General features: G+C 63.4%; 8 protein-coding genes and 1 pseudogene. 8 read left to right on the forward strand and 1 reads right to left on the reverse strand.

The window, feature by feature from the left end:
- Window positions 1-40: 40 nt before the first annotated feature.
- Entirely contained in the window at window positions 41-1228 is a 1188-nt protein-coding gene (locus QVE23_RS04025; protein ID WP_287967601.1) for a stalk domain-containing protein, read from the forward strand.
- 59 nt (window positions 1229-1287) lie between these two features.
- Here the strand turns inward: QVE23_RS04025 and QVE23_RS04030 are convergent, their stop codons facing one another.
- The gene (locus QVE23_RS04030) at window positions 1288-1722 is read right to left on the reverse strand and encodes a hypothetical protein (protein ID WP_021747917.1); all 435 of its coding nucleotides are present in this window, start codon (window positions 1720-1722) and stop codon (window positions 1288-1290) included.
- A gap of 283 nt (window positions 1723-2005) precedes the next feature.
- On the opposite strand from QVE23_RS04030, the gene QVE23_RS04035 reads away from it, so the two are divergent.
- The 7 genes and pseudogenes from QVE23_RS04035 to QVE23_RS04065 form a co-directional block, all read left to right on the forward strand.
- The gene (locus QVE23_RS04035) at window positions 2006-3226 is read left to right on the forward strand and encodes an argininosuccinate synthase (protein WP_287967603.1); all 1221 of its coding nucleotides are present in this window, start codon (window positions 2006-2008) and stop codon (window positions 3224-3226) included.
- Between the two features lie 227 nt (window positions 3227-3453).
- Window positions 3454-4842, forward strand: a complete 1389-nt coding sequence (argH, locus tag QVE23_RS04040; RefSeq protein WP_273482037.1) for an argininosuccinate lyase — start codon at window positions 3454-3456, stop codon at window positions 4840-4842.
- Between the two features lie 63 nt (window positions 4843-4905).
- The gene (gene argC, locus QVE23_RS04045; protein WP_287967604.1) at window positions 4906-5847 is read left to right on the forward strand and encodes an N-acetyl-gamma-glutamyl-phosphate reductase; all 942 of its coding nucleotides are present in this window, start codon (window positions 4906-4908) and stop codon (window positions 5845-5847) included.
- A 91-nt stretch (window positions 5848-5938) separates the two neighbouring features.
- Window positions 5939-7165 (forward strand): bifunctional glutamate N-acetyltransferase/amino-acid acetyltransferase ArgJ, encoded by a 1227-nt coding sequence (argJ, locus tag QVE23_RS04050; protein ID WP_273482035.1) that lies wholly within the window; start codon window positions 5939-5941, stop codon window positions 7163-7165.
- A gap of 182 nt (window positions 7166-7347) precedes the next feature.
- Window positions 7348-8208 (forward strand): acetylglutamate kinase, encoded by an 861-nt coding sequence (gene argB / locus QVE23_RS04055; protein ID WP_021747910.1) that lies wholly within the window; start codon window positions 7348-7350, stop codon window positions 8206-8208.
- A gap of 4 nt (window positions 8209-8212) precedes the next feature.
- Window positions 8213-9391, forward strand: a complete 1179-nt coding sequence (locus tag QVE23_RS04060; RefSeq protein WP_021747909.1) for an aspartate aminotransferase family protein — start codon at window positions 8213-8215, stop codon at window positions 9389-9391.
- Window positions 9392-9582: 191 nt separating this feature from the next.
- Window positions 9583-10022, forward strand: a pseudogene (locus QVE23_RS04065) (Rossmann-fold NAD(P)-binding domain-containing protein); the annotation flags it as partial.

Genomic DNA, 10022 nt, shown 5'->3' on the forward strand with positions numbered 1-10022 from the left:
GTCCCCCGGAAACACACGGAGACAGAAAGGAAGGAGTTCCATGAAAAGACGAGTCCTATCATTCCTGGCCGGCGCGGCCGCGGCGTTGGCGCTGACGGCCCTGACCGCCACCGCTCTGGCGGCCTCCGGGCAGGTGCAGTTCAACTTCGCTGGGGTGGCTCTGAACGGCGAGACAAAGATCGCCGCCGGCAGCGACATCACCGCCCCCAACGGCCAGCGGGTCCCCGGCTCCATCCTCTATGTGGATGAGGCTGGCGGCAAGACCAACTACCTGCCCATCCGGACCATCAGCGAGCTGCTGGGGGTGAAGGTGGGCTACGACTCCGCCACCCGCACGGTGCTGCTGGGGGAGCAGACCGCGCCGGCCTCCGCAGCCGTCGCTTCAGGGCTCTACTGGCACAGGGAGACCGATGAGGACGGCGTCACATACGCCAGCGAGGACCCTGGGATCGACTACACCGAAGCCCCTGGCTACGCGCTGACAAAGCTGCCGGAGGGCTGGGAGCTGGAGTCCGTGCGGGCCGGAATGGGCGGCAGAGGGAATCTGAGCTACTGGAATGGCGGCGGGCGCATCTCCTTCTCCTGTGCCTATCCCGACGGCGGGAGCTATGGCTGGAGCCCCGGCAGCGGGGAGATCCCCTGCCGCACCGTCACCGTGAACGGCCATGACGCGGCGCTCTACACCTACAGCAGCGAATACGGCGACAGCTGCCTGCTGGTGTGGGAGGACGAAGCGGGGGTGCTGTTCTGGTTCACCGGGTCGGACGTGGACCCGGACACGCTGGTGGAGGCCGCCTCCTCCGTGGAGCCCACATCAAAGACTGCGCCCGCTTGTGAGGCTGACTGGCTGCCCGGCGGCTACAGCTGGTTTGAAACCAACGCCTCCGGCGGCGCGGCGGAGACTACCTGGGTCGGCCAGGGCGGCAATATCACCCTGACCTGCTCTGCCACCCCCTTGCTGATGCCGGAGGGAGATGGAGAGACCGTGCGCTTCGGCGGTGTGACCGCCAGGTTCTGGGAGGCGGAGAAGCCTCACGAGGCGGAGACGGATGCGTGGGAGCCTGAGACGGTGGGCGGCGTGATTATCTCGTCTGGCACCATCTCCGGCCCCCAGGCAGCGGATGTGGCCACCCTGGCCTGGACGGACGGCGGCCTGAACTTCCGCCTCCACGGCACTGTGGATCAGGAGAATCTGCTCCATGTGGCGGAGAGCCTGCGGATCAAGTGAAGATCGGACGGCACTCATAAAAGCAGCCCCGGCGTGCAAAGCACGCCGGGGCTTTTCTGTCAGCAGCTCTGGCCGCAGCTACAGGTGAAGCGGGTCGTGACATACCGCCGCAAAAAGCAGAGGATGCCGCCTGCCATCAGGGCCAGGAAGGCGCAGCAAAGCGCCGCGCCGATGTGGAGCCCCACGCCGGAGGCGGTGGAGAGGGCGGTAATCAGCGCCGTCAGCAGCGCCCCCAGGGCGCCCACAGCGGAGGCCTCCCCGCAGCAGAGCCAGGCGTCCGCCAGGGCCGGCGTGCGGTCTGCCAGCAGGCCGCCCAGCAGATAGGCCAGCAGGCCGCCAAGACCGGCGGCAGCGGTGGCCGCGAAAAAGAACAGAGCCGTGGGCGTGGCGGCCGTCAGGGTCAGCACGTCCGTGCGCAGCAGGGCGAACACCAGGCCGCCCACAGCCAGGGACCCCAGCACCAGGGTCAGAAGATAACAGAAGCAGCGTTTCATAGGACCAGCCTTTCTATCAAAACGCGCAGGTCCGCCCGGCGGGGCGACCGCCCCGCAGTCCAGCCTATGCGCTGGGTGCGGAGATTGTGTGAGCGAGTGTATATATTCATATTTTTTTGAATATCGAAATAAATATACGGTTTTCTAAGATGCTTATCGAAATTTTATGCAAAACTGCACGGAAGAAGCTGGAAATGTTGTGCAAAATGATGCTTGAATAAATATGCGTGAAAGATGTATAATCCAAACATCATCAATCAAAACTCCACGGAGGGAATTTATTATGGATCAGAAAAACATCAAGAAGATCGTGCTGGCCTATTCCGGCGGACTGGATACATCCATCATCATCCCCTGGCTGAAGGAACACTACAACAACCCCGAGATCATCGCCGTATCCGGTGACGTAGGCCAGAACGACGAGCTGGAGGGGCTGGAGGAGAAGGCCATCAAGACCGGCGCCAGCAAGCTGTACATCGCAGACCTCACCGACGAGATGGTGGACGAGGTCATCATCCCCTCCCTGAAGATGGGCGCCAGCTATGAGCAGTATCTGCTGGGCACGGCCTTTGCAAGACCCATCATTGCCAAGAAGCTGGTGGAGATCGCCAAGGCGGAGGGCGCCGACGCCATCGCCCACGGCTGCACCGGCAAGGGCAACGACCAGGTGCGGTTTGAGCTGGCCATCAAGCGGTTCGCCCCGGATATGCCCATCATCGCTCCCTGGCGTGAGTGGGACATCAAGAGCCGTGACGAGGAGATCGACTACGCCGAGGCCCACAACGTACCCCTGAAGATCAGCCGGGAGACCAACTACTCCAAGGACAAGAACCTGTGGCACCTGAGCCACGAGGGCCTGGACCTGGAGGACCCGGCCAACGAGCCCCAGTATGAGAAGCCCGGCTTCCTGGAGATGAGCGTCAGCCCCATCGCTGCCCCCGACAAGCCCACCTACGTGACCATCGACTTTGAAAAGGGCGTGCCCGTGGCGGTGGACGGGGAGAAGATGAAGGCCAGCGACGTGATCCGCAAGCTGAACAAGTTGGGCGGCGAGAACGGCATCGGCCTGCTGGACATCGTGGAGAACCGGCTGGTGGGCATGAAGGACCGGGGCGTGTACGAGACCCCCGGCGGCACCATCCTCTACAAGGCCCACCAGTGCCTGGAGATGATTACCATCGACAAGGATACCGCCCACATGAAGAGCAAGCTGGCGGTGGACTTCGCGGACCTGGTGTACAACGGCAAGTGGTTCACCCCCCTGCGGGAGGCCCTCAGCGCCTTCGCTGACAAGACCCAGGAGCACGTCACTGGCAGCGTGAAGCTGAAGCTGTATAAGGGCAACATGATAACGGCCTCTATCACCTCGCCCGAGTCTCTGTACTCCGAGGAACTGGTGACCTTCAACGAGAGCAGCTATGACCAGACCAACGCCACCGGCTTCATCAACCTGTGGGGCCTGCCCGACACAGTGCTGGCACTGCGGGAGCAGGGGAAGCTCTGAGAGATTTCGGAGGGGAGCGGGCTCCCCTCCGAGCCGCCCCACCACCAGTCCTCAGACTGGTGAACGCTGCCCAGGGCAGCTGGGGCAAAGTATTTTCGGCAGGTACACGCCCTGCCGAAAATGTTTTCAATATGCCCGGCGGGGAGAGGCAAGACCATTACAAGACCACAGGGGCGGGGCGGAGAGGCTTCTTCGCCCTGCGTCTGCCATGAAAGGAACAACAGCTTATGAAACTCTGGGGCGGACGCTTTCAAAAAGACACCGACCTGCTGGTGAATGAACTCAACGCCTCCATCAGCTTTGACCAGCGGCTGTACAGGGAGGACATTACCGGCTCCATGGCCCACGCCGCCATGCTGGCGGACTGCGGCATCATCTCCAAAGAGGACGCCGCCGCCATCACCAGTGGTCTGGAGGACATTCTGGCAGACATCGAGGCGGGGAAGGCGGCATTCACCGCCGACAACGAGGACATCCACATGAACGTGGAGGCCCTGCTCACCGCCCGGATCGGCGACGCGGGGAAGCGGCTCCACACTGCCCGCAGCCGCAATGACCAGGTGGCCCTGGACTTCCGGATGTATGTCCGGGAGCAGATCCCCGTCATCGTGGGGCAGCTGCTGGAGCTGGAGACGGTCCTCTGCCGTCAGGCGAAGAAGCACCAGACCGCCGTGATGCCCGGCTACACCCATCTCCAGCGGGCGCAGCCCATCTCCTTTGCCCAGCATCTGATGGCCTATGCCGCCATGTTCCGCCGGGACGTGACCCGGCTGGAGGACTGCGGGGCCCGGCTGGACGAGTGTCCCCTGGGATCCGGCGCCCTGGCGGGCACCACCTATCCCATCGACCGGTGGGAGACGGCAAAGGCCCTGGGCTTCGCCGCACCCATGGGCAACTCCCTGGACGGCGTCAGCGACCGGGACTACGCGCTGGAGCTTTTGAGCAGCCTGTCCATTTTGATGATGCACCTGAGCCGCTTCGCCGAGGAGGTCATCCTCTGGTGCAGCTGGGAGTTCAAGTTCATCGAGCTGGACGACGCCTATGCCACTGGCTCCTCCATCATGCCCCAGAAGAAGAACCCGGACGTGGCGGAGCTGGTCCGGGGCAAGACGGGCCGGGTCTACGGCGACCTGATGAGCCTGCTGACCGTCATGAAGGGCCTGCCTCTGGCATACAACAAGGACATGCAGGAGGACAAGGAGCCGGTGTTCGACGCCGTGGACACGGTGGAGATGTGCCTGCCGGTGTTCGCCGCCATGCTGGACACCATGACCGTCCGGACGGACAACATGCGGAAGGCCGCCGGCCACGGCTTCATCAACGCCACCGACTGCGCCGACTACCTGACGAAAAAGGGGATGCCCTTCCGGGACGCCTACACCGTCACCGGCCATCTGGTGGCCCAGTGCACGGCCCGGGGCAAGACATTGGAGGAGCTGACGCTGGAGGAGCTGAAGGCTGTCTCCGAGCTCTTCGAGGCGGACGTGTATGACGCGCTGAACCTGGAGAACTGTATGGCCCTGCGGAGCAGCTACGGCGGCCCGGCGGTGGCGGAGACCGCAAGGCAGATCGGGGAGATCGAACAGTTCATTCAGAAGATCAAAGAGAACAGATAAAAGGATAAAAGATAGGCAGATCCGGTAATATCTCTTATCCCTTATCTTCACTGGGGTGATGATATGAAACCAAAGGTCTACATCGACGGAAAGGACGGCACCACCGGCCTGCAAATCTATGACCGGCTGGCGGCGCGGGACGACATCGACCTGCTGCTGATCGACGAGGCGAAGCGGAAGGACCCGGACGAACGGAAACGGCTGATGGCGGAAGCGGACATCGTGTTTTTGTGCCTGCCGGACGCGGCGGCTGTGGAGGCCGTGGCCCTGGCGGAGGGCTCCGGTGCCCGGATGATCGACGCATCCACCGCCCACCGGACGGCGCCGGGCTGGGTCTACGGCTTCCCGGAGCTGCGGCCCGGCCAGCGGGAGGCCATCGCGGGGGCCCGATATGTGGCCAACCCCGGCTGCCACGCCACGGGGTTCATCTCCATTGTCGCGCCGCTGGTTCAGGCGGGGCTGCTGTCCGCGGACGCGGACCTGTGCTGCTTCTCCCTCACCGGCTACTCCGGCGGCGGGAAGAAAATGATCGCCCAGTACGAGGCGGCGGAGAGGGCAGAGAGCCTTTACAGCCCCGGCCTCTACGGCCTGACCCAGGCCCACAAGCACCTGCCGGAGATGCAGAAGCTCTGCGGCCTGAAAAAGCCCCCGGTGTTCACGCCCATCGTGGATGACTACTACAAGGGCATGGCTGCCACAGTGCCCCTGCACAGGAGTCAGCTGACGGGGAAGGCCACCCTCCATCAGGTGTGGCAGGCGCTGGCGGACCACTACGCCGGGGAAAAGCTGGTCCATGTGGCCCCGGAGGGGAGCGCGGACGCAGGATCCAAGCTGTACGGCAACGCCAGAGCCGGGGACAACGGCCTGACCCTGGTGGCGGCGGGAAATGACGAGCGATTCACCATCACCGCCCTGTTCGATAACCTGGGGAAAGGGGCCTCCGGCGCGGCGGTGCAGAACATGAACATTATGCTGGGATTTGAGGAGACCGCTGGACTGCTGTGAGGCAAAAGTGAAGAAAAGAGATAAGGGATAGGCGCGCCCTGATTTTGGCGGGGGAGAGATGTCCCTTATCTGTTGAAGAGAGGATGATACGATGCTGAACTTCATCACCGGCGGCGTGTGCGCCGCCCAGGGCTTCCGGGCCGGGGGCATCCACGTGGGGGTCAAGACCCACGCGGCCTGGAAAAAGGACGTGGCGCTGATCGTGTCCGACGAGGACTGCGCCTGCGCCGCTGTGTATACGAAAAACGCCGTGAAGGCCGCCCACATCCATGTGGACAAGCGCCATCTGGCGGACGGAAAGGCCCGGGCTGCCGTTATCAACAGCGGCAACGCCAACGCCTGCGCCCCCATGGGAGAGGAAAACGCGGAGCGGGTCTGCGCGGCGGCAGGCAAGGCCCTGGGCTGCCGGCCGGAGGATGTGGTGGTAGCCGCCACCGGCGTCATCGGTCAGACGCTGAACGTGGCGGTCATCGAGCAGGGGATGCCGGAGCTGTGCGCGGCGGCGGCCCACACGGCGGCGGGCAGCGACGCGGCCGCCCACGCCATCATGACCACGGACACCGTCAAGAAGGAGCTGGCAGTGGAGACCGTTATCGGCGGCAAGACCGTCCGGATGGGCGGCATCGCCAAGGGTTCCGGCATGATCCACCCCAACATGGGCACCATGCTGTGCTTCCTGACCACCGACTGCGCCATCTCCTCGGAGATGATCAAGTCCGCCCTGCTGGAGACCGTTCAGGTCAGCTTCAACCGCATCAGCGTGGACGGAGACACCTCCACCAACGACACGTGCTGCGTCCTGGCCAACGGCTTGGCGGGGAACCCTGTCATCACGGAGAAGGGGCCGGACTACGACGCCTTTGTGGAGGCCCTGCGCGCCCTGTGTGTGGAGCTGGCGAAAAAGATGGCCTCCGACGGGGAGGGCGCTACCCACCTCATCACCTGCACCGTCACCGGAGCCGGGAGCGAGCAGAGTGCTGAGACCGTCGCCAAATCCGTGATCGGCTCCGCCCTCACCAAGGCGGCCATCTTCGGTGCGGACGCCAACTGGGGCCGGGTGCTGTGCGCCATGGGCTATTCCGGGGAGGACTTCAATCCGGACAAGGTGGATGTGGCCTTCCAGAGTCAGGCGGGCAGCGTCCAGGTGTGCGCCAAGGGCCGGGGGCTGGATTTTGATGAAGATCTGGCCAAGAGGGTCCTGACGGAGCACGATGTCACCATTGCCATCACCATGGGCGAGGGAGATAGCAGCTGCACCTGCTGGGGGTGCGACCTCACCTATGAGTATGTGAAGATCAACGGGGATTACCGGACGTAAACCGGGATGCCCGATAGTGCCCTTGCGGGGAGCGGAGATGGGCCGCTGTCCGGCGGCCTATCCGCACCCCGTAGCGGGTGCATCTGTCCAGTCATCATAGCTGCCATTCCCGCGTCCCATGGGACACCTCCTCCCCCTCCGGCGGAATCCCGCCGATTTTCAAGAAAAGAGTTGATGTTACGATGTCCTCCCACGCACAGCAGGCGCGGACGCTTGTGGAAGCCCTGCCCTATATCCAGAAATTCACCGGCAAGACCATCGTGGTCAAGTACGGCGGCAACGCCATGGTGTCCGACGAACTCCGCCGGGCTGTCATGTGCGACATCATCCTGCTGTCCCTGGTTGGCATTCGGGTGGTGGTGGTCCACGGCGGCGGGCCGGAGATCAGCGAGATGCTGAAGAAGCTCGGCCACGAAAGCCGGTTTGTGGACGGCCTGCGCTATACCGACGCCGAGACCATGGACGTGGTCCAGTCCGTCCTCTGCGGCAAGGTCAACAAGAATCTGGTGGCCCAGCTGAACCGGCTGGGGGGCCAGGCCATCGGCCTGTGCGGCATGGATGGGCAGCTGTTCCAGGCGGAGCAGCTGGACGAGAAGTACGGCCTGGTGGGAAAGATCACGGGTGTGAATCCGGAGCCGGTGGAAAACGCCCTGCTCAGCGGCTATATCCCCGTGGTGTCCACCGTGGCCCAGGGCGTGGACGCGGACACCGCCTACAACATCAACGCGGATACCGCCGCCTCCAAGCTGGCAGCCGCCATGGGGGCGGAGAAGCTGATCCTGCTGACGGACGTGCGGGGTCTGCTGCGCAATCCCAGGGACGAGGAGACGCTGATCCACGTGGTCCACACCTACGACGTGCCGGGCCTGGTGGCCCAGGGCATCATCTCCGGGGGCATGATCCCCAAGATGGAGTGCTGTGTGGACGCCATCGCCGGCGGCGTGGAGCGGGTCCACATCCTGGACGGACGCATTCCCCATTCCATTCTCATTGAGCTCCTCAGTGATGAGGGCATCGGCACCATGTTGAAAAAGGAGGACTGATCCCATGACCAGCCAAGAGATCAAGGCCCTGACCGGGCAGTACATCATGAACACTTACGGCCGCTTCCCGGTGGCCATCGACCATGGACAGGGCGCCACGCTCTACGACCCCGAGGGCAACGCCTACATCGACTTCACCAGCGGCATCGGCGTCAGCGATCTGGGCTATGGTTGTCAGCCCTGGGTGGACGCCATCGCCAAGCAGGCGGGGAAGATCGGCCACACCTCCAACCTGTTCTACACCGAGCCACCGGCCCGGCTGGCGGAGATCCTCTGCAAGCGGACCGGCATGAGCAGCGTATTCTTCGCCAACGGCGGCGGCGAGGCCAACGAGGGCATGATTAAGCTGGCGAGAAAGTACAGCTTCGACAAGTACGGCAGGGGCCGTGCCGCCATCGTCACTCTGAACAACTCCTTCCACGGCCGCACCATCACCACCCTGACGGCCACCGGCCAGGACGTGTTCCACAACTATTTCTTCCCCTTCACCGAGGGGTTCCGGTATGCCGACGCCAACGACCTTGCCTCCCTGGAGGCCGCGGCGGGGGACGACGTGTGTGCCGTCATGATGGAGCTGGTCCAGGGCGAGGGCGGCGTGCTGCCCCTGGACCGTGACTATGTGAAGGCCGTTGCCAGACTGTGCGCGGAGAAGGACTGGCTGCTGCTGGTGGACGAGGTCCAGACCGGCGTAGGGCGGACGGGCAGCCTCTTCGCCTTCCAGCAGTACGGCATTTTGCCGGACGTGGCGTCCTTCGCCAAGGGCATTGCCGGGGGACTGCCCATGAGCGGCATTCTGGCCAATGAGAAATGCCGGGACGTGCTGGGCCCCGGCACTCACGCCACCACCTTCGGCGCCAATCCGGTGTGCGCTGCCGCCGGTCTGGTGGTGCAGGAGACGCTGACGGACGCGTTTCTGGAGGACGTCCGGGCCAAGGGCACGTATCTGCGTAACCAGATCGAGGCGCTGGACCTGCCCTGCTTCGGCGCCACCCGGGGCATGGGGCTGATGATCGGCATCCAGGTGAAGGACGGCTGGACCAATAAGGAGATCGCAAGCAAGCTGATCGAAAACGGCCTGCTGGTGCTGACCGCCGGACCGGGTATGCGGCTGCTGCCGCCTCTTGTGATCTCCCAAGAGGAGATGGACCAGGGGCTGGAGATCCTGAAAAAGACGCTCTCCTGAATCTGTCTTTTTCGCTCCGGCCGGGGACCTGCTGCGCCCCGCCGTGACTCCGGCACTTACACGAACACCCGCTATAACACTAACACTAACACTAACTCTAACCCTAACCCTAACTATAACCGGAGAATTTTACACAATTTTCCCGGACTAAATGATAAAAGCGCCCATGGTGGGACAGAGAGGAGACACCCATGGAAAACCACACCCATTTTTTAAAGCTCCTGGACTTTACCCCGGCGGAGATCCAGCAGTTCCTGGACACCGCAGCAGATCTGAAGGCCAAAAAGAAGGCCGGCATTCCCCACCGGTATCTGGAGGGGAAGAACGTGGCTCTGATCTTCGAAAAAACCTCCACCCGGACCCGGTGTGCCTTTGAGGTGGCCTGCCAGGACTTAGGCATGGGTTCCACCTACCTGGGTCCCACTGGCAGCCAAATCGGTGTGAAGGAGTCCATCGCCGACACCGCCCGGGTGCTGGGCCGGATGTACGACGGCATCGAGTACCGGGGCTTCGGACAGGAAATTGTGGAGGAGCTGGCAAACTACGCTGGGGTGCCGGTGTTCAACGGCCTCACCAATGAGTTCCACCCCACCCAGATCCTGGCAGACTTCCTGACCATCCAGGAGCACTT

This window comes from Oscillibacter sp. KLE 1728 (assembly GCF_934833455.1).
GTDB classification, from domain to species: Bacteria; Bacillota; Clostridia; order Oscillospirales; family Oscillospiraceae; genus Oscillibacter; species Oscillibacter welbionis.

Coding starts and splice junctions, on each gene's coding strand:
- argJ (WP_273482035.1), top strand. CDS start 5,939: ATGCTGAACTTCATCACCGGCGGCGTGTGCGCCGCCCAGGGCTTCCGG.
- QVE23_RS04035 (WP_287967603.1), top strand. CDS start 2,006: ATGGATCAGAAAAACATCAAGAAGATCGTGCTGGCCTATTCCGGCGGA.
- argH (WP_273482037.1), top strand. CDS start 3,454: ATGAAACTCTGGGGCGGACGCTTTCAAAAAGACACCGACCTGCTGGTG.
- QVE23_RS04025 (WP_287967601.1), top strand. CDS start 41: ATGAAAAGACGAGTCCTATCATTCCTGGCCGGCGCGGCCGCGGCGTTG.
- argC (WP_287967604.1), top strand. CDS start 4,906: ATGAAACCAAAGGTCTACATCGACGGAAAGGACGGCACCACCGGCCTG.
- QVE23_RS04030 (WP_021747917.1), bottom strand. CDS start 1,722: ATGAAACGCTGCTTCTGTTATCTTCTGACCCTGGTGCTGGGGTCCCTG.
- argB (WP_021747910.1), top strand. CDS start 7,348: ATGTCCTCCCACGCACAGCAGGCGCGGACGCTTGTGGAAGCCCTGCCC.
- QVE23_RS04060 (WP_021747909.1), top strand. CDS start 8,213: ATGACCAGCCAAGAGATCAAGGCCCTGACCGGGCAGTACATCATGAAC.